This is a genomic window from Cupriavidus basilensis OR16 (assembly GCF_000243095.1).
Lineage (GTDB): Bacteria > Pseudomonadota > Gammaproteobacteria > Burkholderiales > Burkholderiaceae > Cupriavidus > Cupriavidus basilensis_D.
In genome coordinates, this window is record NZ_AHJE01000012.1 from 120215 (window position 1) to 144912 (window position 24698).

Genomic DNA, 24698 nt, shown 5'->3' on the forward strand with positions numbered 1-24698 from the left:
TAGCGTGTAAAAATGGAAGGCTTTCATACCTAAAACGGGATAATCAATGCGCGATGGACTCGATCTGAATACGGTCCGTGTCTACACGGCAGTTGTTGATGAGCAGAGCTTTGCTGGCGCATCGCGTCTGTTGGCCATCCCCTCGTCCAACGTCAGCCGCCATGTCGCTGCGCTGGAGCGCAGACTCGGCGTGCGCCTGCTGGAGCGAAGCACCCGCCACCTGCGTATGACGGAAGCCGGTCGACTGCTCTACGAACGCGCCAAGCCCTTGCTCGATACTCTGCTCTCTACGCAGGAAGAGCTTGGTGCGGTACAGCGCGAACTGCGTGGTCCTCTGAAAATGTGCATGCCCGGCGAAGCGCCAAGGCTGCTGGCTCCCATCCTCGCCGAATTCTGTAGCCTCCATCCAGGCATCGAGCTGGAATGCGATACCCGGATGACCGGACTGGAAGTGCTTCGAGAGGACGTTGACCTTTCCATCGTCTTCCACGGGGGCCATCAGGAGGACAGTGCCTTCATCACCCGCGAACTCGCCACACTGCCCAGTATCGTGGTTGCTGCACCCTCCTTGCTGGCCAGGACCGGCATGCCACGCCACGTGTCCGAGCTGAAGTCTCTGCCCTGTATCACCACCCTCAGTGCGCTGAAGGGCCAGCCCTGGCAGTTTCAGGACGCAGCAGGCGAAATCGTCAAAGTGCCGGTACGCAGCCGCTACCGCGTCAACAGCGGGGAATTGGCCGTGGCAGGCGCACGCCAAGGCATCGGCTTCGCGATTGTGGCGGCCTATCCCTGCCAGGGGTTGGGGGCATACAGCCATCGCCATTCCGTGACTGCGCGTGTTCGGGCGCTGCTGGAATTGATACAGGTACGGTTGGCTGGATCGGCGAGCCTTCCCATGGACCCCAGACCGCGTGGGACGGTTTAGGATCGAAGTGGCGCGCCGGGCTCAAAGTGGAATTTCTCGGAGCGTAAGCAGTTGCTCGGCATGACTTTTTCAACGTCCGCTTCTGGCCGACAGCGGCCGTGCGCTGTCCCGGCGCCAAACCTGGGCTTCTTGAGCATACAACCGTTTCGGCCGCACCCTCCAAGCCGCCGAGAAGAGGTCGAAATCGACTATGGCCCTTACCCTGGAGCAGCCTCGCCCGCATCAGCTGCACGGCAATCCAGCTAATTCCGGATTTCCAGTCCAGCAAACCGGTATGTAGTCCAGCTAATTCTGGTTTCCTACAGAAGGGGCCGCCCCACAAGCGCGGTTTTCGAGGAAAGCAGTATGATACTGTATATCCATACAGTACTTTTTGCCTCCCTATGAAATCCGAATCTGCAGCTTGCCCCGTCTGCCAGGCCGCGGCCGAACGCACGTGCCAGCGTGGCGGCCAGGGGTTCCGATACACCTGCCCTATCTGCAGCACCTATGCAGTAACGTCCGCCCTACTGGGCTGCAACACCCGGCTGCCAGGCTCGGCCCGGGGCGACTTGGCCCGCCTGCGTGCTTACGGGTACCAGCCATTCGTCGAATTCAATGCCTGTGAGGGCATTCGAATCGGCCCGTCCAAGTCGTCCAGAAGCTGATCCAGCGCCATGCCCCACCCCGATACTCCCGAAAACTGGATCCGCGCGCTGCGTCACGCCATGCGCGGTGGTACGCCGGATCTCTATGGCGATCCCTTCCGCACACGGTATTTCATCCTTGACCCCAACGGCCAGCCCGTGGTGGAACTGGAGCAGCGTGTTCACCTCGACTTTCTCACCGGCTGGTTCAAACGCTTCGTTCTTCTTCACATCGGCGACCTGGGCGGAAGCACAGGACAAACACCGACGCGTAGCGGAGAAGGCCATGCGCGTGCTGCCGCGCGTGGCTCAGTGATCGCCATGGCACCCAAGTTTCCCGTCGGCCCGGACGGCCGATACGAATACCCGAAGCTATCCGCCGGCCAGCTCCGTGCGATCTACGAGCGAAACCCCTGCCCCGAGGTCCGGGACCTGCTCTGGGAGATCCACCGCTTGCGGATTCTGCTGCTGTGCGCCAACCAGTTGCAGAAGGCCTACGACTGCGGCTGCCACGTGTCGCACATGCAGATCCTGGAGAAGTTCCGTGCCGACATCTGCGGCGAGCCCTGCATCGAGGAGCGCGAGGCCTGGGAACGGGAGTTCTTCGGGCCGCTGCGGCAAAGCGTCTACACTCGCAACAAGAACCGGAGGGACTAGCCGTGTGCAATAACTACGCCCCTGTCCAGCGACAGCTGCTGCGCGATGTCTACGGCGTCGAGCCGCCGCCGCTGGACTATCCGAAGGAAACTTGGCCGGACTATCCGGCGCCAATCATCGTGAGCAATGGCAGCGCCCGCCAGGCGCTGGTTGGCACCTTCGGCATGGTCCCCAAGGCACGTATCCCACCCGGCGTGGCCAAGTTCGACACAACCAACGCACGATCAGAGACGGTCGGCGAGAAGCGGTCTTTCTCGGGGCCGTGGAAGAAGGGCCAGCTCTGCCTCGTACCGGCCAGCGCGTTCTATGAACCCAACTACGAGAGCGGGCCCAAGTCGGTCCGCTGGCGGATCTGGCTGAAGGATGAGCCCGAATTCGCGATCGCGGGGCTGTGGCGGGCCTGGCCAGGCGAGGCTGGCGCCGAGGTCTTCAGCTTTACTATGCTGACCATCAACTCGGACAAACACCCACTGATGAACCGCTTCCATGCCCCAGGCAAGGAAAAACGGATGATCGTCATCGTACCGCGGGCGGAATGGGACGACTGGCTGGGCTGCCGAGATCCGGAGCGGGCACGCAGCTTCATGCGGCCCTACCCGCCCGACTTCATGGCTGCAGAGCCTGCGCCGCGCGCACCGCAGGCAAAGGCTGCCGAGTAGCGTCCCATGCGCGCGCGCCGGCGCCGAAGCTGGCGGACCTCTCCCCCATGCTGCTGTGAGAACGAAAGACCGTTCCGCGCGGGGACGGCTGGCATTTCGAGATCAAGTGCAAATATGTACCCCAACCTGTTGCATTTCTTGCATCGCCGGCCCCACGTGAGGGGCCGTTGCGTTTGATGAAGGGGGGTGTTGTGATTGAGCCATTGCCCCCATGCGGACAGCGAAGAGTCAGCGCTCTTACCCCAGCGAAGGGCGCCTGAAGTTCGGATGGCCTTCCGTTCGTTCACCCCTTGCGGCTGCCCAAAAAAAGCTGGCATGGTGTCGGTAGACGCCAGCAGCGTCGGTAGCAATTTCGAAGGCATGCCCCATCACCAAGGAAAGCAATCGAACAATTTCTAACGTGTCCTGGTAGAACGTTTCGATTTGCTCCTCAGTTGCTTCCGCTCCTGGCGCGCTAGCTGGCTGCCCAGTCTGCCTATGCGCGAGCCGTTCGTGTCTGATCGCCCTCAGGCTTTCGAGAATCGACGATCCATCGCCTTTCTCGAGGTATTTGCGGACAAGGCGCAAGATCTCATCGCGCTTTGGCTCCAGAGCGCTTCGCATGTCTCCAATTGGATCAGGTCCAATGTTGATCCGGGCCGCACGCGCATGAACCAACGCTTCAAAACATTTTTTGCTGCGCAATACTTCGGCGATAGCTGTTAGCCTCACCGCACGCTTGTCCTTATCCCACACGCGCATCAGCGCCATAAGGACCTCCCGCCGAAGGGCCATCCGAATAATCTGGAAGGAATGCGTGGCGAAAGATGTCCCCATACGCTCATGCAGCTCTACATCGTAAGCCGCTGGCTTCCAGTTTTCATGAAACATCACCGCCAGCATCACCTCGTCCTGCGCGGCTTGCACCGATAGTCTCAACTGCTCCAGCTCCGCCTGCACATCCATTTCATTTTCCATTCTTCGCTCGGCATCGACTTTCCCACCGCATATTATGAATCCCGGCAGTCAGTCGAACGCAACACCTCCAGAGATACCTATAAAAGTACGACGGTTACAGGATGCTGGCCACCACCGGCCAGGTCGAATTGCAGTCGAGCGGCGGGGTCAATGCGACGAAGTGGTTCCCCGAGCTGGGCGACGCTCTGTCCGCCCTGCCTGCTGGGAACATCGTGGACGGGGAGGTCTGCGTTCTCTCCGATCTCGGAATCAGCGACTTCAACCGGGTGCACCGTCGCGCCCTGCGTCGTGGCTGGTACGTGGGAGCGGACCAGGTCGCCTATTGCATCTTCGACCTGATCGTTGGCGGAGGGCGAGATCTGCGGGCCCAGCCCATCGAGGAGCGCAAGTCCGCGCTCAAAAAGCTTCTGGCCGAACCGCCTCCCAGCCTGCTATATGTCCAGGACGTCGACGATGGGGAATGGCTCTATGACAAAGCGGGCTGGCAGCACTCACCAGGTCGGCGTGCGCTCGCGCGACTGGTGAAGATCAAACGCCCCGGCGCCGTGCCGCCGCAGCGCTTCCAGCGTTCAGACAGCTGTCTGCAGGCCGGAAGATGCCCTATTTTCGCGTACGCGAAAACAGCTTGCGTATCTCGGCGCTCCGCCGGCGCGCGCCTGGCGTGGCATGCCCCAATTTCACTACATTGAAATGGAAAAACGGTACTTCTTTTGACGCGCAGGACGGAGGCAAGCGATGCGCGGACGGTAACTATCGTTAAAATTCCAGCAAAGCAGCGAGTCAGGCGATCTGCGTGTATGATATGGACACAATCACATACCCATTTCGTACTGTTATTTAATCAATGCTGTAGTGCTATATCAGTGCGTCTAGCCTTATCATTTTAGCGAAATTACTATTATACATGGCACAGGAACGCTTCTGGAAAGAGCTCTATCAACTCAAGGTTCACATCAATTATCTAGAGGCTTATATTAATGATGCCGAAAGGTGCGACCGCGCTATAAAAATATTCATGGCTATTGCCTCAAGCGCAAGTATCGGGGCATGGGTGATTTGGAAAGATTTCTCAGTTTTGTGGGCGTCAATTATTGCGGCGTCTCAAGTTGTCTCTGCTGTGGCCCCCCACCTACCTTTCAAGCACCGATTGAATGCATATTCATCGGTGCTACACGAATTTGAGGAGCTGTTTATTCAGGCCGAGTCGAAGTGGCCAGAAATAGCAGCGGGAAAGCTTAGCGATGAGGAAATTAACAAGGCAAGAACAAATATTCGGCTGCAGAAGCATAAGATACTGAAAAAATATCTATCATCCAGCGTGATTCCAGAAAGCAAGGAAAAGTCCGGAAAGGCCGAATCTCTTGCCCTGGATTATTTCTCAACATTTTACCCAATATAGGGAAAAAAGATGTCGAATCATAAGCCGTCACCGCAAAATCCGCCTTCTCGCCCCCGGCCGCTTGGTGAGGATCGTGGCTTGCCAACGCCACGGCAAACTCCTCCAATGCCCAAAGTCACTCCGCCGAAACAAGGGAAATAACTAGTCGAATCATCCATCTCACCTCCGGCGCCCCCTCATTTCGATACAACTGATCTCAGGCGCCACAAATTAATCGTCAAGGACAAAATGCCAAGCCTAAAAACCTATCGCCTGTTTATCAGTCACTCCTGGGCCTACGGAGATGCCTATGAGAAACTTGTGCAGTTTTTTAATGAGCACCCAAATTTCTCTTGGGCGAATTACTCGGTGCCGAAAAACGACCCGATTCATTCTGCTGGCACGGATGCCAAATTATACGAAGCAATAAAAGCTCAAGTAGCTCCAGTGAATTGTGTTGTTATGCTCGCAGGCGTTTATAGCTCATACTCGAAATGGATCGACAAGGAAATTCAAATCTCCAAAAATGACTTCAAAAAACCAATTATTGCAGTAGAACCATGGGCGGCGGAAAAAACCTCCAAGCTTGTCAAAGAAAATTCCGATGCGATTGTTCGGTGGCAGAGCAAATCAATCGTTGATGCCATAAGGGCGCATTCAATTTAACCTCAAAATGGAATGGTTATGAAAAAGGCGCTAGTGATTGGCATCGACGATTACCCGGCGCATCCGCTGCACGGATGCGTCAATGATGCTACTGCCATTGCTAACACTCTCGAAAAGGATGGGGATGGGTCGCCGAATTTTTCGACTCGCCTTTTGACAAGCAACGAGATTGAGGTATCAACTGCGACTTTGAATTCCGCAGTCTCCGAGTTGTTTTCGGGAGATGCTGAAACGGCCCTTCTCTTCTTCGCAGGACATGGCATTCTCAACCCTGACACCAACGCTGGCTATATTGTTAGCCAGAACGGAACTAGGGGGGCTTGGGGGATGTCACTTGCTGAGATATTGGGATTAGCGAACCGAGCGTATCCACGCATCAAATCCACGGTAATTATTCTCGATAGTTGTCATTCTGGATTTGCTGGCGAAGTGCCCTCACTTGGCAATGAGAATATATCCGCCATTGGTAGTGGAGTGACAATACTGACGGCATGCCATCGTAATGGAACGGCTGCGGAGGCCAACGGTCGTGGCTTATTCACGGATATTCTACTCGATGCGCTAAGCGGCAGTGCTGCCGATATTTGCGGCCGGATTACTCCGGCATCCGTTTATGCACATGTGGACCAAACTTTGGGCGCTTGGGAGCAACGACCGATTTATAAGGCGAACGTGCAGACGTTTATCACTCTGCGCCGGGTTACTCCGAAAATCTCATTGGAAACGCTAAGGCGGTTGCCGGAATATTTTCCTGACGCCGCAAGCGTCTTTGCGCTTGATCCTTCATTTGAGCCTGACAGGGAAAATGTACCGGATGAACTCAAGCATATTCCTGTTGATGAAAATAACGCGCGAGTTTTTAAAGAGTTGCAAATGTGCAATAGGCACGGCTTAGTGGCGCCTGTTGATGCTGAGCACATGTACTATGCAGCAATAGGGTCAACTGGATGCAGATTAACTGCGCTAGGGGCACACTACAGGAAACTTGCCGAAATGAAGAGAATTTGAATTTTGGCCGCTTTTTGAATCGCGATTTCAATTTTCATTTCGGGTGGCACGCGACCGGGAAGCCGGTCAGAGGCTGAACGCCAAGACGAACGCCCGGGCGCGGCGGCCTCGCGCTCGCTCGGCAGCGCGTCTGGGTCGTTCGCCAGCCAGCGGCCGGCGATTTCGCCCAGTTGCACACCCTGCAGCCAGGCACGGTAGGCGGCGTACTGAGCCCGCGTCAGGGCGGCCGAGGCAGAAGGCGCGGCGCATCAGAACCAGCTCGGGCGCGTTTCGCCCGCGTCGATATCGATCGGGACACGCCCGTCTTGCCAGACACGACGGTGAATGCCGATCACGTCCTGGGCGATCGCCACGCCGTCCTGCGCCGAGAAGTGCAATTCGATGGGCAACAGACGCGCCGGGTCGTTTTCGAGGGACACATACAGCGTCACGTCGCGGTAGCCCGGCGCGTTGCCGTGGGTGACGTACTTGGCCTGGTAGCGCTCGCCGTGCAGCGGCGCCGGTTCCGCCGGCGGCTGCTGGTCCAAATTCCAGCGTGCAATCATGCACTGCCAAAGTTCATCGCCGTCCGTGAAATACCGGTGGACCTCCACCTTGGGCCGGTTGTCCAGGCGCAGCACCGCCAGGCAATGCTCGAACAGATCGGCATCGAGCCCGCGCAGCTCGGTGAGGTCGAATGGAAAGTTGGTGCCGTTGTACAGGCCCGCGAGAAAGCGCGCCACGATGCCGGCCTGGCCGGTGTCGCCTTCGGCGACTTCCACCAGGTGCGCCAGCGAATCCAGGCCACGGTCGCGGTCCTGGGCCCGGACCTCTGCCGCGCCCTGGCCAGCGGTCCGGCCGCCGCGGGCCTGGGCAAAGAACTCATCCGCCGCCTGCAGGAAGGCCTCGACCAGATGCTCGGGCACGTGATGGGTGATGGGCTGCGTCTTCGGTCGGGGTGGGATGCTCATTCGGTCGCCTCACTGGTCAGGGGTTCGATGAGGAAATGCGCCGCGGCATAGCTGGCGTTGCACTCGCACACGGCGGCGCCATCGCGGTGGAAGGTGCACCAGCGCCCGTCGCTGACGCAGCGCGCCCGCGGAAATACCGCTTCGTGGCCGGCCACGATGGCCGCCATGTGGCTGGTCTCCCGGCACTTGGTCAGGTACTCGCCGGCAGCCAGCGGTTCGGGGATTGCTCTTCGCACCACGTGCGTTCCCTCCTTAAACGGAATCTGTACGCTTGAAGGCGCGCCGGAAGGCCGCGCGCGCGGTGGTCTCGGCGCGGTCCGCGTCATCCTTGGCGGACAGGCAGTCAGCCTCGGTCGCGGCGGCATCGCCATCCAGAAAGCGCACGGTCAGCGCGCGGTAGCGCGCATTGGCTTCGCGCAGCGACGCGTACTCGTCCGCACAAGTCTCGGCGATATATAAGTCGAACAGGCTGGCACTCATGGTTTTCCTCGCTCTTGGTTACCACTTCGCCACCACTGCTGCTCCCGGACCAGGTCAATCAGGCTTTCGTCGCCGGCGCGGTGTGCCCGTATCATCGCCCGCGCTCGCGCCGCGCACGCAGAACAGGCCTCAGCTTCGTTGAAATAGAATTCCGGCGATGACACGGGAACCGTCGCGCCGTCCGAGATCCCTGAGTTGCGGATAACGCCGGCCGGTATCCAGCGGCGTATGTCGTCGTGGTAAGCGGCTGCGGGCTCGATGCGGTAGCCCAGAAATTCAAATGCCTGCATGGTGGTGTCCATTCAGTTGAAACGTCCCGATCATGACGTCACGACTTGGGCACTAGCGTTTAGCGGCCCTTACTCGGCTTGACTGGCCGTACGCGGCGCGCTGCGCTCATGGCCGCCATTAGCTGCGCCAAGGCTTCCTGCACGGCCTGCCGTGCGGCCTCGCGCGCGGCCAGCGCACGGTGGTAATCGGCGTTAGCTAACGCCAGGACGGCTTCCCCCTCAGGATCTCGCGGCGCGGGCAGCACCACGGCGTCCGCCCGCGCTTCGGCGCTGCGCGCATCAAGATGCGCGTTCTCGGCCGCGCGGCAGGCCTGCTCATAGGCAAAGCGCGCTGCAGCCACGGTAGCAGTCTCGTTGCCATGCGTCAGCCTTGATATCTGACCCTGGAAATCAGTTCCAAAGCCTCTTGTGGGAAAGCATTTCGAATCGACCGATCCCTCTCCATCCACTGACATTCGACCGGCATCGGGTGATATCCGGCACTTAGGTTAGACCCATTCTGGAACCGGCCCGTTTGCGGAGTCAAACGCCATGCTGATAACACCAGTTATCGGCATGGAAGAGCGTCGTGAAAAAGCCGCCTCGCGGGCGGCTAAGGGCGCATCCCTACTTGGTGAGCGCTTGGCAGAAAACACAAATTGTTCTCCCCGCGTCAACTAGAAGATTGACGGAAACACCACCTACCAGCTCCCAGCCTTTCTCTAAATGCGCGTTGACTTCCTGGGTCAGCTCCAGCTCAGCGTTTTTGATATCGTTGTTCGATGCACGGATGATCTTGTATTGCATAGCTTGATACCTAAAGTGGGCCGGGCCACCGGCCGGCGTCGGGGACGAGATGCGGCTGCGCCATGATACCTACTATGCTCTTCCGCGGGGCGTTTTCTCTGCTACCCCACAGACCGGGGGCGTTTTACTCTTAACTCAGGCCGAGCCTTCCTGCCAAGTACAGCCGAGCAGGCTCAGAAAAATGCGCATCGATCTGCGCCTGATGGGCGGCAAAGGCGTCCAGCGTGGCTCGCCCATAGCTTTCGCTGAAAAAGAGTTCTGCCCGCGCAATGGTGTCCTCGCAATCAGCGCAGACCGAATCGCCATTCTCCAGCACCCAGCCTGTCGCCACAAGCGAACCACAGCAAGCACATGCCCGTCGCTGGCCGCGCGCCGGCAGCATGCGCTTGCCTGTCCGCGGACTAGACACGCGAAGATCAAACCTGGTGGTCGGCATCGATTCCTCATGCCCTGCTGGGGGCGTTTTCCGTGGCGTCTATCGCCGGCGACGTCACTTGCTCTTGTACAGCTGCACCCAGGCGATGATCTCGTCCAGCTGCGCATTGTCCAGATGCTCGCAATTGGCGTAGACGGCGGCCGCCACGAGATTGCGATATTGCTCCGTGGTAGAGCCGACATCCTCTTTGCCGTCCATGCCTGGCTGACCGCCATCAGTCAGAACCCGGCGACCGTAGCGGTCAACAAAGTGCGATGGGCTGATTACAAGCTGCAGGTGCATGATGTTCCTCTACGGTTGCCGGCCCGAAGTGGGCGTTATCCTCTGCTCCCCAGCTGGAGGCGTTTTCTCTCGCTGCCCTGGTTGGGGCGTTTTCTGCTGTCGCTCAACCCTTCAGGCACGGCGGGTGCCGGTGAAGCCTCCCAGCGGCGGCTGTCATTTCTATGGTTTGCCTAGCAGGGCGATGGCTTTTGCCCGGACTTCGGCCAGTTCCACAGAAGACACCCTGCCCTTGTGACTCGCCTTGCGCACGACCCAATCGAGACTCTTCACCTGATCGGCCAGCGCCGCGCTAGGTCGGTCGCCAGAAATCGACACCTCGAATGGATAGCCCTTGATCTGGGTAGTCAAGGGGCAGCAGAGCATCAGGCCAGTCTTGCCGTTGTATGCAGCCGGGCTGAGAACGAGGGCGGGCCGATGCCCGGCTTGTTCGTGGCCGGCTTGCGGGTCGAAATGCAGCCATACAATGTCGCCGGCCTCGGGCACGTAGCCGCGCACCACTAGAACGCCTCCTTGCCAACCGCGGGGCCGAAACTAGCCTCGTCGTGCAAGTTGTCCGGCGTGATGCCGGCCAGCAATTGCGCAAGGTCGTATTCGCTATGGCGTATCGGCTCGATGACAATGCGCCCATCCTCTTCACGCACGTCCACGGTTTCGTCCAAGCTCAGGCTTGCGGCTTCCATGATGGCGGCAGGAATGCGCACCGACGCGCTGTTGCCCCACTTTTTTACGATGACTCGCATGTGAACCACCTCCGTATCGTCAATGTTGATACTATACTCGACCTCGCGAGATGTTGCAACATTGTCGATACGCGAACGCCAACGAAGCCTTCCTTTGCTGTTGCTGGCCTGCGGGGGCGCTTCTACTCAAGAGCCGGCGGGGCCTACCTGCAGGGCCGCCAAGCAGCGGGGCGTGGCGGCGCCATTCCGGCATGCATTGGTCGGCCAACGTTAGGCAATGCCTAGCCATCTATACACGGATCCACACCATGGCCGCGGCGCGCTCGATGGCCATAGACATTCGAAAGGTACCGGGTTTTGGGAGGCGGAAAGGTAGAACGATCTGGGAGCGGGCGATCAATCACCCTTGCCGGCGTCCCACACCGCCTGCATCGCCTCCATGCGCCGCGCCGCCTCGGTGGTCACATAGCGCGTCGTGGTGTCAAGCGAGGCGTGTCTGGCGTTCTGCTGCACCACCTCCAGTGGCGCCCGGGTCGCCAGCGCCGCACGCGCGGCTTCCGACTTCCTGAGCGTAGGCAGGCATTCCTGTTGAGCTTCGGCCCGATCCGGCAGCACTTCGCGCTCAAGCGACTGTGACGAGCACCGTTTCCGTCAAGAACAACCCGATGAGCTGATTCACCTAATCTGCTCCAAGAGTAGAGTACATTTGGCACCACGAAGTAGCTAGGACTTTCTTTTATTCCATCCGGCATCTATCAAAAATAGTTCTCCCAGTAACCGCAAATAATCCAAACCAGAACAATGCAAGAATCCCGTCAAGTGTAATTGAAAATATGTCTCCGCCCGCGGCAGGTGTGATAACACCGAGAACAAATATTCCCAAAGATGCAAAAGAAACAAAAATTGAGCTAATAATGTGTTCTTTTACCCACCGGCCCAGTCCTTGCCAGCTTCCATCTCCAGCGATCCTTAAAATTACCAATAAACACAGAGCGATTACCGCAGTAGTGCTTATGGCATGAACCTTAGGTCCAGACAAAAGACGTGCGACTAGGTACAAGAGCAGAAAAACGATCCCAACTATCATATCCCCTCCCTTTACGGACATGGAACTCCCCAGAACGGAGACGAAAAAAAGCCAGCTAGCCTCTGAATGGCGGGGATCAGACCAGTGCCCGCAGAACACCTCTTCGAGAGGGTGATGGACATTGCTGCCTCCGCTTCAGGGGCTGAGCGTAAAGGTAAGACTGCCAATCGAATTGCCCCATGGATCGAGGGCGATCGTGTAGGTGCCGGTGGTGGGCAATGACGGTTGATCTACCGTCGGTGTGCCGCATGTGCCGGTTGACGTCAGCGTGGCACTGTCCGGCTTCAGAATAGCCAGCGTGTAGCAGCCTATAGTGTTCCCGCTGGTGCTCAGGCTCATATGCTGCCCCGCCGTACCACTGAATGTCAGATTGCCGTTCTGACCAGGAACAGCGGTGGTTAGAGTGACCGATGAACCCCCGATTGTGATCGTGGCTGTCGCATCGGCAGGCACGTCATATAGGGTGAAAGTAAGACTACCCGTAGCCACATCCCAGGGATCAAGAGTGATCGCATAGGTTCCAGTGAGCGGCAGCACCTGAGTATCAACGTACGCCGTGCCGCAAAATCCGGACGAAAAAAGTTGCGAACCATCTGGCTTCAGGATCGCCAATGTGTGGCAGCCAACAGTGTTCTGGCTGGTTTGCAGGCTGACACGCTGACCCGCCGTGCCGCTGAATGTAACCGGCATCGTGACGGGGTCCAAGAAATTCCCATTGCACAGAGCGGCGCTAGTCGAGGACGAGCCGTCTGGCTTAATGATCTGGACACCGCCACCGGCGCACATTCCAAAGTTTGAACCAGTGACTTGCAAGCTGACACGCTGACCGGCAACTCCATCGAAGAGAATTAGACCAACCTTGCCTGCGGTTGTGATCGACACAGTCTGACTGCTGCCAATGGTCATGCGCCCGGTCAGCTCAACGTCGGTCGCAGTGCGCGGCGACGGCGGCACAAAAAAATCCTGGCTACTGATCGCCTGTCCAAACGGCGTAGTCAACGCCAAGCGCCCGGAGGTCGCTGAAGCCGCTACCGCAGTGGTGAGAGCGCTGGCCGTGGCAGCGCTCACCAGCGCCAGCCGCGTATTGAAGGTCAGATTGTTCTGATTGAGAGTAGTTTGGAAGTTGCTCCCATTGATCGTCACCGCTGTGCCAGGCGTACCGATCGTCGGCGTGAATCCGCTGATGACCGGCGCTCCGCCTTGCGCGACAGTGAAGGCGTTCGAACTGACGGCGCTGCCGCTGGGTGAAGTCACGCTGATCGGACCAGTGGTCGCAGCGGCAGGAACTTGGATAACCAGTTGGTTTGTCGATGCCGAGCTGATCGCGGCCGCCACGCCATTGAACTGGACGGTGTTCTGGCTGGCCGTCGCTGAGAAACCTGCGCCAGAAATCGTGACGGTGGTACCGGTGGGACCGCTGCGCGGCGAAAAGCTCATCACGGAGACCGCGGCACTGCCTCGTCCTATCGCGGTAATGTTCCCCGCTGCATCGTAGGCGTATATAGCCGTGTTGCCGGCCTCATCGACCACGCCCGTCAAGCGCCCCACTTCGTCATAGGCAAAGTTGTAGGCTGCCCCCCAAACGAGGGAGCCACCTGCGAACACGCCCAACACCATCATTGCGAAAGCCAAAAACGTGTCACATAGCGAACGGAAAAGCAGACGCGTCATTTCAACCACCGTGCGGACGGACGTGCGGTTTCCGCGAAGCGAGCGGGTACGCACCACTAACCTGGAGGTGCGACGACGGCCTGCTTGCGGGAAAAAGGCGTTTGAATACTTCCAGTGAACGCCTCACCGGATGCGCTACGTTAGACAGACCGGGTCTGTCCTCGTGCTCGGAGAATTGATGCCATGGTGACCGTTCCTCCCGTCAGAAATTTCGAGTTCTCGTTGGCCAATGGTGACCAGACCTTTGCTGGCGACGCCACGCTCACCGCGGCACTGCTGGATCGCCTACTGCATCACGCTCACGTACGTACCCATCTCGGGGGACTCCGAACCGCTCAAGGAGAAGCGTCAGGCCGGCATGATCAATCGAATGCCGCCGCCGAACCCCGTGTCTGACGACATCAAACGCAAACGCATTCCAAAGGAGCCACCACCCAACCATCCGATGCAGTAACCGCAGGGGGGTGTTATCAAATTACAAATGCGTTTGCGCCTGAATCTGTATCAACTTGAGACTGCGTTTGACACTGGCCGATCAATTGGCCCAAAACCGTACCTACTATTTGAATACGCCGCGGTAATCATGCGACACCAATATATTTTCTTTTCATAAACCATATTGCAATTGAAAGCAATCCAATGGATAATAATCCATAGTAAAAAACAATTGGGAAATCATTAATGATTCGTTCGTCAGCCATATAACTCAATTTCCATTTCTGTTTTTTGATCTTCTCCCCAATCGCAAAATCACGAGATAAGGACTGATCTGTCGGGCCAGCGGAGTACGATTTATTCTCTCCTGCCGCGGACAGGATAATATATTTGGTGACGCATCGATTATTTTTTGGTTGTTGGCAAACCACCAATTTATTGATTACCTCCCCATCAACCTCAATCGAGGCGCGGCCATATATTTCATAGCATGACATCACCACAAGAATTGCCCCTATAATTAGGAATGCAATGAATGGATTGATTGTATATTTTATCTGATTCAATCTACTTCTCCTATTTGCAAATTCTCTTGGCGTTAGAGAAATAATCGGGAAACAACTCCCTCCAACCAAAAGGTACGACCGAGGTATCGCTTCTTGTGACAGAAGCCCCGCCACCTACGCCGGCGCCGATGGTGATTCCGACACCCCAAATGCTTGAATTCGGATCTTTGTAAAAATCTATTGAAACATACGGCCCGAGCCCAAGGCCAAAGCTAGAATTAGTAAACGGACCGCCGAAATCTCTAATATTACTTGCATTAGGGGAAAAACTTATAGTGGTTCCAAAACCGCCGCCCTCCCCGGTGCCAGCACCGTAGCCGTATGACGTATAAGTTCCTGAATTTCCTTGCCCATCGAAAACAAATCCACCACCAGAACTTACGGTGGCGGGAGTAGATGTAAAGCTTCCCTGTCCACCTATTGATACCAACCAAAGTCCCAGAGGGTCCACGAATGAAACCGGATTTCCCTTTACATACGCATAGAGATTAATCCCTCCGACCAACCCGATTGGATCCTCCGCAATGAAGCGACCGAAGCCAGGATGAGAGTAACGCGCCCTATAATAGTAGAGGCCGGTGCCATCGTTTTCCCGCCCCGTATACTGGAGCGCATTACCGCTAGCCTCCCCGGTCACGGTGGCTGTCCCATAAGGTTCGTAGACATAGTTTGTCTTCACAGTACCAGTTCCGTCTGTGAGCGCCAGCGTACTGCCCAGCCCATCGGTGATGAAGCTGCGGGCGCCGAACACCGTGTCGCTGCGACTGAAGGTCTCGTCGAGGGCCAGGCCGGTCAACAGGTTCGCAGTTGGCGTGCTACCCGAGAGCTCCTGTACCACATTCAGGCCATCGTAAGCGAAGCCGGTGGCGACGCCGCCTACCGTCTTGCCGCTACGCCGGTTCGCACCATCGTAGACGAAGGTGGCGGTCGCGCCGCCGGCAAGGGCACTGAGTCGGTTACGCGAATCCCACGTGTAGGCCAGGCTGCCGTCGCCCGTCAGGTTGCCGTTGGCGTCGTAGGTGAGGCTAGCGCCGGCCCAGTTGGTTAGCCGGTTCGCGGCGTCGTAGGTGGCGCTGCTCATTGCCGCAGGTAGGGTCATATTGGCCAGGCTGCCGCCGAGTTGGGTTCGCCGTCCGGCCGCGTCATAGGCATGGGTCAGGTTGCCGAGCGCGGTGCCGCCGTTGGCATAGCTGATGGAAGTCAGCTGATTTGCGATGTCGTAGCCATAGGTAGCCACCACGCCGTTCGGCAGCGTCAGCGTACTGCGCCGGCTGGCTGCGTCGTAGGTGAAGCCAACCTGGACGCTGCCCTGCGTGATCCCGGTCAGGCGGTTGGCATTATCGTACGCATAGCTCACCGCTGCCTGGCCGGCCACCGTCAGGCCGGTGCGCCGGCCGGCCGCGTCATAGGCGTAGCTGACGCTGCCCTGCGGCGTGGTCTCGCCGGTAAGCCGGTCCATACCGTCATAGCTGCGCGCGAGCGTGCCGCCAATGCTGTCCACGAGTTGCGTGACCCGATTGCCTGAGTCGTATGTGTAGGCGAGTGTGGCGTCGGGTGCCGTAAGGCTACCCCCTACCAGCGTTTGGCCATAGGCGCCGGAAATACGCCGGTTCAGGCCGTCATAGGTAAAGCTGGAGATCTTACCGTTGCGCGCGGTCAATCGCGTGAGATTATCCAGCCCATCGTAACTGTAGCTCTCAATCTGCAATAGCGAATCGGTCTTGCTGGCAAGCCGATCCTTGGTGTCATAGCTGAAGCTGGTCTGGCCGCCGCGAGCATCGGTCAAGTTAGTCAGCTTGCCATTGGCATCATAGGCGAAACTGGTCACGTTACCCTGCGCATCGATGCGTCGGATCGGCAGGCTGCGCCCGTTGTATTCGAAGCGTGTCAGATTGCCCAGGGGATCCGCGACGGACAGCAGCCGTCCAACACTGTCGGTATAAAAGTTGACGGTGCGCCCTAACGGATCGGTTGCGGCGACCAAATCCCCCTCCCGGTAGCTGAATGTCGTCGCGTTACCCAGTGGATCTGTCGCCGTGGTGACTTGCCCTGCCGGGTTGTAGCTAAAATGGGTCGCATTACCCAGTGGATCGTCGACCTCAATGCGATTGCCCAGGCTGTCGTATCGGAACGTTCTGGTGTGGCCCAGTCCGTCGCTGTATGACGTCGGCTGGTTATAGGCGGGATCGTAGGTGTAGGTTTCAGTGACAGCCTGCGACGTGCCGGCTAAACGGGTAACGCTGGTGAGATTACCTAGTGAATCGTAGCCATAGTTGGTCTGGCGTCCCAGTGCATCGGTCGTCGATGTGAGCAGATTGGTGCCGACTTGCCGCGTATAGGTGAAAGCCTGTGCTTCTGCCTTACCAAGTGCGTGAGTCGCGGCGGTCACGTACCCGCTGCTGTTGAAGGAAAGCCGCCGCACGTTGCCACGCGGATCGGTGATGTCTGTTTGCGTGGCCTTGCCGGTCCCATCGAGCGTGTAGGCGAACTGGTAGACGCCGCCGTCGGAAAGAGTCTGTTGGCTGACCCGATTGTTAGCGTCATACTGATTGGTCACCATCAACTGCCCATTTGGCTTCTTGACGGTGAGCAGGTTGTTCGCCCCATCGTACGTATATTGCTCAATGCCGCCGTCCGGATCGGTCACCTGTGTGAGGCGCCCCCCGGCATCGTATTGATAGGTGACAGTATTGCCTAGGCTGTCGGTGGCCTGCGTGACACGATTCGCACTGTCATAGGTCAGATTGATATAGCGACCGTCCGGATTGGCGATTTGCGTCAGATTGGCGCTGGCGTCGCGCGTCAGCGTCAGGCTGTTGCCTGCCCGATCGTAATACTCTCGCAACGCCGCGCCGCGGCTGGAGGCGCATCCCGCGCAGTCATAGAAGTACATCACGCGGCCGTCGCGCATCTTCAATTGCCACCTGCTGTTGATCCATCTTATGACCGCCCCATAGTAGTCGGTCGGGGTAGCGGTATGCGTGTAGACCGCGTCGGAATAGCCAGTTCCGGCCGAGGTTCGTACGAAGTGAATTCGCCCACCATCAGGCAGGATCAGATCCTGGTACGTGTACGGATTCATGTCGCCAATCGTAAAGATATCGTACGGCTGATTGGTGCCAATCCCGAAGGCCCGGGAGACGCTGTCGCGCTGCCGATAAGTTCGGGTCACCGAGATCGGTACCGTGCCGGCCACGGTCAGGTCGGTCTTGGTATGAAGGAACAGACCGGTATAGCAATCCACTGGGTCACCCGCCTGCCCACCGCAGCCTCCCGGCGGTGGGCCCTCGGCCGGCGCATTGCTGGGCAGCGATACCATCGCTCCCGTCAGCTCGTAGATCGCGACACCGGGGTTGGGCACGATCTGTTGGCCGTCTGCGGCGATCTTGCCCTGGCCGTAGACGTGCCAACCCTTCTCCAGAGGATCGTAGTTCCAGAAATCCAGCACACTGCCTGGTGCCCCCTGGTGATAGTTTGGATAAATCACGCGGGCCCCCTGTGCGCTGGCCGCGTCGACCCCTTCGAGGTGCGCTCCGCCCGGTTGCAGCGTAAAGTACACAGGAACGTAGCGGTTTGGCAGCGGAAAGGGCGGCCGGTCGACGGGCACCGGAGTGATCGACAATTCGTTGATCACACGCCCCTTGCGATCGCGCAACACGGTGCCTTTGGGAATGTGCACCTCAAGATGCGGGATGTAGGGGGTGGTGATCACCACGTCCGAGGCGGTCGGCGAGTCGAACTTGATGGCGTGCGCGGTATCGATACGGGGCATCCAACTGGTATAAGGCAGCGCGGTGGTCTTGCCCGCGGCCGGGGCCGCCAGGACCTCAAAATAGCCGTATGTCTTGCCGGGCCGATTGGCGCTGGTACCGTCGATCACCAGCGTGCGGTCACTCGTACTGATCCCCTGCAACAGGAAGCGGCCGGTCGCGTCGGTACGCGCCGTCTGCGCCCCGATCTTCAGGGTCACGTCGACCGCCGCCTCGCCGTTCATCAGCAAGACCTGGCCGGCGAGCGCTGTCACGCCGGGCGGCGCCGCGAGTGGTGGTAGCCGCGAGTGGTGGTAACTGTTGCAACGGCGAAGCCGGCTGTTTGACTTGCCAGTTTCCACGCATATGCGTCGGCCCCGGGATCCAGACTGCATCCGGAAGCGGGACGGGCGTCGCTGGGAGCGCTGGCTGAGCTGGTGCTGGGGACGCGGGCTGTGCCACCGCACGGCCAGACCCTGCATTCGGCTGGACCGTCTGCGCGACGGCAGTGGGCGCAGCGCTTGACGATACGCCGGCAGCGGTAGCCGATCCATGCAAACTCTCAGCCGTAAAGCCAATCGCCGTGAAGGGCAACGCAGTGCCGGCCTCATCGAGCGCGGCATTGATAAAAAGCGTATAACGTGCCCCCGGTCTCAGTTCCACCTCGGGCGTGACAAATAGGAGGCGCCCTCCTTCGACTGGCACAACAGCCGCAGCAACTGAGCCGGTTGGGCCCAGCAAGGTCACGGTCCTGGCATTCAGGCTGGCCACGGCCAGGGGCTTGGAGAAACGCACCGCCAGCTTTGCCTTGATGGAGACGTTGATCGCATCTGGGGCCGGCATGGATTCCTGGACGCTCGGTGCGCTAGTGCTGGCTGCGGTCGCCAACCAGCCGCTGGATACTTGGTCCGGCAAGCCGAAGCGCTGCTGCTGGGGAAAGTAGAGTTCTGGGGAAGTCACCGACTTGCCCGCGCCATCACGCCCGCCCGACAGCAGGATGGGCTCATCTGCCAGCAGTTGCGCCGTATGATCGGCGCGCGGGACGACCATCTGGGCGTGGACGCCTTGCGCTTGCCGGCTGACTGGGTCCCACAGGTCGGCCTGGATCAACAACCCACCCTGCTCGGAAGTCCCACCGGCAATCAATACCGATCCGTCCATCAGAACAGTGGCAGTATGCCGGGCTCGAGGAATGAGTCCTAGATCGCCCAGCGACGTGAAGGCCTGCGTGACAGGGTCAAACAGTTCCGCATCGCGAATGATCGCGCCGTTGGAGTCAACACCGCCGAATACCAGCACCTTGCCGTCGGGCAACAGTGTTCCACTATGGTGACTGCGCGGAGTGCGCAGCCTGGAGGACAGCACCACCAGCTGCTGAGTAACGGAATTCAGCACAACTGCCTTGCCTGCTCCATCGCCCTCTCCGCCCAGAAGCAGCCACCGACCGTCCGGCAGCGAGGTGGCGCTCTGCCCAGGAGCAGTCGCTGGCGCGGCCGCCATCGCCTGCCCCGCGCCCATACTCAATATCAAAAGCAAACCGACAACCTGCCGAACGAGAAGTAACGACATGTTCCAGAGCGCCCCCTTTGTAAGGCACCTTGATGGCAGAATCATGGACATGGCCTCCTCCATTTCAGGGGCTGAGCGTGAAGGTGAGACTGCCCGTTGCGGTGCCCCAATGCTGGAGCACGATGGTATAAGTGCCGGTTGCTGGTAAGGTCAGTGGTCCGACAGATGCATTGCTCCCAAAGCCGGTCAAAGGATAGAGAGCCGTACCGTCTGGCTTCAAGACCGCCAGGCGGTACCAAACTATGTTGTCCTGGCTAGTGATCAGGCTTACGCTCAGGCTCGCGCACGTTGTAAAGGGTGAAGGTGAGGCCGCCTGTAGCGCTACCGTAATGCGCAAGGCGGATGGTATATGTGCCAGTCACTGGCAAGGTCAGTGGCTCGACGAATGTACTGTTCCCAAAGCCCGCGGAGGGATAGAGGGCCGTACCGTCTGGCTTCAAAATCGACAAGTAGTACCAAACTATGTTGTCCTGACTCGTGATGAGGCTTACGCGCTGGCCCGCAGATCCACTGAAGGTCAGAGACCCGTCCTGCCCGGGAGCCGTGGTGGTCAGCGTGATCGCGGGGCCACCAGGGACAATCGTCGCCGTCGCGTCGGCGGGCGACGTTGTAAAGCGTGAAGGTACCGCTGCCCTTGTTGGTACCGTACGGACGGAGCTTGATTGTGTAAGTGCCCGTAGCCGGTAGCGTGAGCACATTGGAGTAGTAGTTCCGCGAACAGAGTAATGTGCTTGGGACGAGGAATGTGCCATCCGGGTTAGCAATCGAGATGTAAGTACAATCGCTGCCAAGGCCAGAGTCTTCGCTCAACGTCAGCGAGACTCGCTGCGTCGACGTGCCACTGAAGGTAAGGACCTCACTTTGCCCAGGTGTCGTCGTGGTCAGCGTCACCGCCGAACCGCCGGGAACGATTGTCGCGGCAGCGTCGGCCGGAACGTCATATAGCGTGAAGGTTACACTTCCTGTCATTGTGCCAATCGGTGCGACCAAAATAGTGTAGGTTGCCGTGGTTGGCAGCGTGACGGCAGTCAGATAATTGCCGTTGCATAGCGCCGTGCTACCCAGGGACGAGCCGCCCGGCCCTAGGATCTGGAGGCTACCGGTACCGCATGACCCAAAGCTTGAGCTAGTGGTCTGTAAGCCGACCCTCTGCCCGGCTGTACCGTCAAACAAGATCAGTCCGATCTTCCCTGCGGTAGTTAGCGACACTGTTTGACTACTGCCAATCGCCATTCGTCCCGTTACCGCGACATCCGATACCACATGGGCGCCAGGCGGGACATAGAAATCCTGGCTGCTTGTTGTCTGGCCAAACGGTGTTGTCACTGCTAGCCGCCCGGAGGTCGAAAAGGTCGGCACCGCGGTCGTTAGGGAGGTTGCCGTTGCGGCGCTAAGGAGAGCGGTCCGGGTATTAAAGACCAGGCTATTTTCGTTGACCGTGGTTTGGAAATTGCTCCCGCTTACACTCACCGCTGTCCCAGGCGTCCCGATCGTCGGGGAGAACCCGCCGATGAGCGGTGCTGAGCTCTGCGTGACCGCAAATGACGCCGAACTTGTCGCGCTGCCGCTAGGCGAAGTCACGGAAATCGGCCCATTGGTAGCGGCCGCCGGTACCTGCACAACGAGTTGCGTGGAGGATGCCGAGATGACCGTCCCAGCGGCACCATTGATCTGCACGGTGTTTTGACTGGGGGTCGCCGAAAAGCCACAGCCAGAAATAGTGACATTCGAGCCGACCGCACCACTGCCTGGCGAGAAACCAAGAATGGAAACCGCAGCGTTGCCTCTAGCGACCGAGCTGATGTTCCCCGAAGCATCGTACGCATACGTTGCCGCGTTGCCCGCATCATTGACAATCCCGGTCAACCGCCCGAGCTCATCATAAGAGAAATTGTAGATCGCTCCCCAAACGGGGGAAATGCCCGCCAGTGCGCTCATCACCATGGTGAAGGCCAACAAACGCTTACCAAACGAGCGGATAGATAGACGCGCCATCTCGGCCACCATTTGCGTGGACATGCGATTCTCCCGAAGCAAGAAGGCGGCGAGCCACAGGAGGGCTCGACCAAATCGGTGCTATGCAGGAAGGAGAATCTGCGATGGCCCCGACAAACGCCGCATCAGGGAGTCTGGACGTCGGCAGATCGGTGCCATCTGCCGCGCATGGAGATTGGATCTCACGGTCGCCGTTCCTCCCCGTTCTCGTTCTTACTTCTTGTCGGCGGTCACACACGTTTGACCGGTATAGCAAAGGATTCCAAGTCCACCAATAAAAAGTTGGAGTCAACCCTCCGCATACCCCGAAAGAGGGGGGGACTTTCACAAGAGATACCCCACTAAATTCTCTTTGCTAATACAGTGCTCTTGTACTACTCATTAGATCCGACGACCATTTTCCCCGGAAAGCCGCAAGACCGTATTTCTATCGCAGGCAACCTAACAGATGACAGAGAGCGACCTACACTGTATTGCGATTGCCTGGGTGGTCGGCTTGTCCACGTCCGCCTTTGCTGGACAACTTCAGGAACGTCTTGGACTGCCACCCGTGCGTTCGCCTGTCGACAACGTTCTCACGGACACCAAGGCGGATCTTGGCAAGAAGCTATTCCTCGACAAGCGACTGAGTGCAGACGGCTCGGTGAGTTGTGCCAGTTGCCATCAGCCGGACCGTGCATTCAGCGATGGCCTTAAGACTTCCAGAGGCGTTGGTGACCGCGCTGGTACGCGCAACGCCCCTAGTCTCCTAACGGCGGGCCTCATGGAGAGCCAATTCTGGGACGGCAGGCGGGCGTCGCTCGAGGATCAGGCACTGGATCCTTTCGTGAACCCAAAAGAACATGGGCTGTCCAGTCATGACCAGCTATTGTCAACGATACGGCATGACTCGGACTACCCCGAGTTGTTCAGGCAAGCCTTCGATGTAAGCACAGACTCAATTGAGAAACGCCACGTCGCCAAAGCACTCGCCAGCTACCTGCGTTCGATTGTCGCCGGAAACTCTGCCTTCGATCGGTTCTACTATGCCGGAGATCAAACAGCACTATTGCCAGCTGCTCGCCGGGGACTAACACTGTTCACCGGCAGAGCACAGTGTTCTACTTGCCATCACGTCGGAAAATCGAGCGCTGCGTTCACTGACAACCAATTCCATTCATTGCATATCGGCCTAGACCGCATAGAGCGCCGACTTGCCGGCATTACCAAGGAGGCTGTGGCGGCACGACGGGATGGACGCTCCGTCGACGCCACTGTGCTGACCGACGATGACATAGCCGAGCTGGGACGCTTCTTCATCACGCTCGACCCTGCCGACATCGGAAAATTTCGTACCCCGAGCCTTCGTAACGTCGCGCTCACTGCGCCGTATATGCACGATGGGAGTGTGCCAACGCTGGAGCAAGCGGTTGAACATGAGATCTACTACCGAACCGCCCAGAACGGCCGTCCGTTGATCTTGACTCCCGCGGAGAAGGTTGAGCTCACTGTATTTCTTCGGAGCCTTACCAGCGAAACCGCCCATCGCATTGATTCGCCATGAAGTTCATGAAGGAATGCGGGATCTGTCGTATCAGGATTGGGGCGAGGATACCCGTTACCCGTTACCCGTTAAAAAAATGGTGGACGAAGCGGTAGTACTTGGTAAGTATTGAGCGACAAGATGCGTATCTAGCGCACTCAGACACTCGAGTAGAGATCGACGATTCAGGGGAGCGAGTCATGACTGGCGTAACGCTGACCGGATGGAGTGCAGCATGCGCGCTCAGCTTCGCCCTACCCTGCCAGGCTGATATCTTACCCTGCCAGGCTGATATCTACGTCTGCTACGCTCCGGATGGAACACCGTCTTACTCAACGTCACAATCGAGTCGAGGCCAGGTTCCGATTCTTCGAACCCGCGGCGAGGCAATGCTACTCACTTCGCCCGCTGCCGGCGATTCAGTTGTCGCGCTTCGGCTCCTGGCGATCGAGCCTATCATCGACACCATCAGCGTACGCCATGGCGTCGATCCCGCACTGATCAAGGCAATCATTGATGTGGAGTCACGCTTCCTTAGAACGGCGCGGTCGTCTAAGGGAGCAGTAGGTGTCATGCAGTTGATGCCAGCCACGGCGCAATACTACGGACTGACGGACCCATTTGATCCCAGCCAAAACATCGAGGCTGGTGTCCTACACCTTAAGTCCTTGCTGCTCAGGTACAACGGCAACATCGCCCTCGCCCTGGCCGCATACAACGCAGGTGCCCAGAGCGTCTTCAGGAATGGCAAACGTATCCCGCCCTATCGCGAGACGATGGACTATGTGCCAACGGTTCTCGCACGCTATGCGTCATACCGTCGAGAGGGGAAAGACTGACATGCGATACGCGAGAATCTGCACGAGAGAGGCCCGGGAGTACAGCTCCGTCTGGCACCGGCGATACGAAAGACCGCTTCGCAACGCGCGCGCCTTCACGCTCCTCGAGTTGCTAGTCGTCGTTGTCATTATCGGTCTGCTGGCTTCATACGTCGGTCCGAAGTATTTCTCACAGATCGGTAAATCCGAAGTGACGGTGGCACGCAGCCAAATCGAAGCCTTCGAACGCGCGCTCGACAGCTTTCGTCTGGACGTCGGACGCTACCCGAGTTCAGAGGAAGGCCTGGCTGCCCTGCTGGACCGTCCCGGCAATCTGGCGCGTTGGAATGGCCCCTATCTGAAGAAGAACGTTCCGCTCGACCCGTGGGGCCATCCCTACACCTACCGCGCGCCCGGATCCAAGGGAGACTTCGAGATCATCTCCCTTGGCAAGGACGGGCAGCCTGGTGGCGTCGGTGAGAACGCCGATCTTGTCAGTCAGTAGA

At 58.5% G+C, this 24698-nt stretch carries 26 protein-coding genes and 3 pseudogenes; 12 read left to right on the forward strand and 17 right to left on the reverse strand.

Annotated elements, in window-relative coordinates:
* Window positions 1-46: 46 nt before the first annotated feature.
* The 3 genes from OR16_RS04185 (at window position 47) to OR16_RS04195 (ending at window position 2867) form a co-directional block, all read left to right on the forward strand.
* Window positions 47-925, forward strand: a complete 879-nt coding sequence (locus OR16_RS04185; RefSeq protein WP_043418361.1) for a LysR family transcriptional regulator — start codon at window positions 47-49, stop codon at window positions 923-925.
* Window positions 926-1581: 656 nt separating this feature from the next.
* Window positions 1582-2208 (forward strand): hypothetical protein, encoded by a 627-nt coding sequence (locus OR16_RS42575; RefSeq protein ID WP_141639833.1) that lies wholly within the window; start codon window positions 1582-1584, stop codon window positions 2206-2208.
* Window positions 2209-2210: 2 nt separating this feature from the next.
* Complete coding sequence (locus tag OR16_RS04195) at window positions 2211-2867, forward strand: SOS response-associated peptidase (protein ID WP_006156720.1); 657 nt, start codon at window positions 2211-2213, stop codon at window positions 2865-2867.
* Window positions 2868-3104: 237 nt separating this feature from the next.
* Here OR16_RS04195 and OR16_RS04200 read toward each other — a convergent pair whose 3' ends face one another.
* Window positions 3105-3824, reverse strand: a complete 720-nt coding sequence (locus tag OR16_RS04200; RefSeq protein WP_141639834.1) for a hypothetical protein — start codon at window positions 3822-3824, stop codon at window positions 3105-3107.
* Between the two features lie 95 nt (window positions 3825-3919).
* Between OR16_RS04200 and OR16_RS04205 the strand changes: the two are divergent.
* The 4 genes and pseudogenes from OR16_RS04205 to OR16_RS40865 all read left to right on the forward strand — a co-directional run.
* Window positions 3920-4513: pseudogene (locus OR16_RS04205) on the forward strand (hypothetical protein); the annotation flags it as partial.
* Window positions 4514-4728: 215 nt separating this feature from the next.
* Entirely contained in the window at window positions 4729-5223 is a 495-nt protein-coding gene (locus OR16_RS40855) for a hypothetical protein (RefSeq protein WP_081488667.1), read from the forward strand.
* Between the two features lie 228 nt (window positions 5224-5451).
* Window positions 5452-5868 (forward strand): TIR domain-containing protein, encoded by a 417-nt coding sequence (locus tag OR16_RS40860; RefSeq protein WP_006156723.1) that lies wholly within the window; start codon window positions 5452-5454, stop codon window positions 5866-5868.
* Window positions 5869-5886: 18 nt separating this feature from the next.
* Window positions 5887-6876: a caspase family protein gene (locus tag OR16_RS40865; protein WP_006156724.1), complete on the forward strand. Its 990-nt coding sequence runs from the start codon at window positions 5887-5889 to the stop codon at window positions 6874-6876.
* Here OR16_RS40865 and OR16_RS43410 read toward each other — a convergent pair.
* The 11 genes from OR16_RS43410 to OR16_RS04250 all read right to left on the reverse strand — a co-directional run bounded on the left by OR16_RS43410 (window position 6843) and on the right by OR16_RS04250 (window position 10840).
* On the reverse strand, window positions 6843-7052 hold the full coding sequence (locus OR16_RS43410) for a hypothetical protein (RefSeq protein ID WP_141639835.1): 210 nt from the start codon (window positions 7050-7052) through the stop codon (window positions 6843-6845). The genes OR16_RS40865 and OR16_RS43410 overlap by 34 nt on opposite strands.
* 72 nt (window positions 7053-7124) lie before the next feature.
* The gene (locus OR16_RS44415) at window positions 7125-7826 is read right to left on the reverse strand and encodes a DUF7673 family protein (protein WP_006156725.1); all 702 of its coding nucleotides are present in this window, start codon (window positions 7824-7826) and stop codon (window positions 7125-7127) included.
* On the reverse strand, window positions 7823-8065 hold the full coding sequence (locus OR16_RS04215) for a hypothetical protein (RefSeq protein ID WP_050982883.1): 243 nt from the start codon (window positions 8063-8065) through the stop codon (window positions 7823-7825). Before OR16_RS04215 ends, OR16_RS44415 begins: the two co-directional genes overlap by 4 nt.
* A gap of 13 nt (window positions 8066-8078) precedes the next feature.
* Window positions 8079-8306 carry a hypothetical protein gene (locus OR16_RS04220; RefSeq protein WP_006156727.1) on the reverse strand — a complete coding sequence of 76 codons (228 nt, stop codon included), beginning with the start codon at window positions 8304-8306 and terminating at the stop codon, window positions 8079-8081.
* A complete protein-coding gene (locus OR16_RS04225; RefSeq protein WP_006156728.1) occupies window positions 8303-8596 on the reverse strand; it encodes a CV_2116 domain-containing protein in 294 nt (97 codons plus the stop codon). The genes OR16_RS04220 and OR16_RS04225 overlap by 4 nt, the downstream gene beginning before the upstream one ends.
* Before the next feature lie 59 nt (window positions 8597-8655).
* Complete coding sequence (locus OR16_RS04230; protein WP_006156729.1) at window positions 8656-8937, reverse strand: hypothetical protein; 282 nt, start codon at window positions 8935-8937, stop codon at window positions 8656-8658.
* Between the two features lie 265 nt (window positions 8938-9202).
* A complete protein-coding gene (locus tag OR16_RS40870; protein WP_081488668.1) occupies window positions 9203-9382 on the reverse strand; it encodes a DUF1737 domain-containing protein in 180 nt (59 codons plus the stop codon).
* Window positions 9383-9512: 130 nt separating this feature from the next.
* Window positions 9513-9764 carry a hypothetical protein gene (locus tag OR16_RS04235; RefSeq protein ID WP_141639836.1) on the reverse strand — a complete coding sequence of 84 codons (252 nt, stop codon included), beginning with the start codon at window positions 9762-9764 and terminating at the stop codon, window positions 9513-9515.
* A gap of 108 nt (window positions 9765-9872) precedes the next feature.
* On the reverse strand, window positions 9873-10100 hold the full coding sequence (locus tag OR16_RS04240; RefSeq protein ID WP_043418368.1) for a hypothetical protein: 228 nt from the start codon (window positions 10098-10100) through the stop codon (window positions 9873-9875).
* Window positions 10101-10259: 159 nt separating this feature from the next.
* Entirely contained in the window at window positions 10260-10598 is a 339-nt protein-coding gene (gene mazF, locus OR16_RS04245; protein ID WP_006156732.1) for an endoribonuclease MazF, read from the reverse strand.
* Window positions 10598-10840, reverse strand: coding sequence for an AbrB/MazE/SpoVT family DNA-binding domain-containing protein (locus OR16_RS04250; RefSeq protein ID WP_006156733.1), 243 nt, complete (start codon window positions 10838-10840; stop codon window positions 10598-10600). The genes mazF and OR16_RS04250 overlap by 1 nt, the downstream gene beginning before the upstream one ends.
* Window positions 10841-11314: 474 nt before the next feature.
* Between OR16_RS04250 and OR16_RS40875 the strand changes: the two are divergent.
* Window positions 11315-11410 (forward strand): annotated as a pseudogene (locus tag OR16_RS40875) (IS6 family transposase); the annotation flags it as partial.
* A 592-nt stretch (window positions 11411-12002) separates the two neighbouring features.
* Here the strand turns inward: OR16_RS40875 and OR16_RS04260 are convergent.
* Window positions 12003-13538, reverse strand: a complete 1536-nt coding sequence (locus tag OR16_RS04260; RefSeq protein WP_043418371.1) for an IPT/TIG domain-containing protein — start codon at window positions 13536-13538, stop codon at window positions 12003-12005.
* A 237-nt stretch (window positions 13539-13775) separates the two neighbouring features.
* Here OR16_RS04260 and OR16_RS44820 point away from each other — a divergent pair.
* Window positions 13776-13992 (forward strand): annotated as a pseudogene (locus tag OR16_RS44820) (ATP-binding protein); the annotation flags it as partial.
* Window positions 13993-14119: 127 nt separating this feature from the next.
* Here OR16_RS44820 and OR16_RS43415 read toward each other — a convergent pair.
* The 4 genes from OR16_RS43415 to OR16_RS40885 all read right to left on the reverse strand — a co-directional run bounded on the left by OR16_RS43415 (window position 14120) and on the right by OR16_RS40885 (window position 21876).
* Window positions 14120-14539, reverse strand: a complete 420-nt coding sequence (locus OR16_RS43415) for a hypothetical protein (protein WP_141639837.1) — start codon at window positions 14537-14539, stop codon at window positions 14120-14122.
* 10 nt (window positions 14540-14549) lie between these two features.
* A complete protein-coding gene (locus tag OR16_RS45310; protein WP_050982884.1) occupies window positions 14550-18533 on the reverse strand; it encodes an RHS repeat-associated core domain-containing protein in 3984 nt (1327 codons plus the stop codon).
* Entirely contained in the window at window positions 18430-19908 is a 1479-nt protein-coding gene (locus OR16_RS39520; RefSeq protein WP_158001328.1) for a kelch repeat-containing protein, read from the reverse strand. The genes OR16_RS45310 and OR16_RS39520 overlap by 104 nt, the downstream gene beginning before the upstream one ends.
* Window positions 19909-20178: 270 nt before the next feature.
* Window positions 20179-21876, reverse strand: a complete 1698-nt coding sequence (locus tag OR16_RS40885; protein ID WP_237716925.1) for an IPT/TIG domain-containing protein — start codon at window positions 21874-21876, stop codon at window positions 20179-20181.
* Between the two features lie 424 nt (window positions 21877-22300).
* Between OR16_RS40885 and OR16_RS04280 the strand changes: the two genes are divergently transcribed.
* From OR16_RS04280 to gspG, 3 genes are all read left to right on the forward strand, one after another.
* Window positions 22301-23395 (forward strand): cytochrome-c peroxidase, encoded by a 1095-nt coding sequence (locus OR16_RS04280; protein WP_006156739.1) that lies wholly within the window; start codon window positions 22301-22303, stop codon window positions 23393-23395.
* A 368-nt stretch (window positions 23396-23763) separates the two neighbouring features.
* Window positions 23764-24213: a lytic transglycosylase domain-containing protein gene (locus tag OR16_RS04285; protein ID WP_006156740.1), complete on the forward strand. Its 450-nt coding sequence runs from the start codon at window positions 23764-23766 to the stop codon at window positions 24211-24213.
* A 1-nt stretch (window position 24214) separates the two neighbouring features.
* Entirely contained in the window at window positions 24215-24697 is a 483-nt protein-coding gene (gene gspG / locus OR16_RS04290) for a type II secretion system major pseudopilin GspG (protein ID WP_006156741.1), read from the forward strand.
* Window position 24698 lies beyond the last annotated feature (1 nt).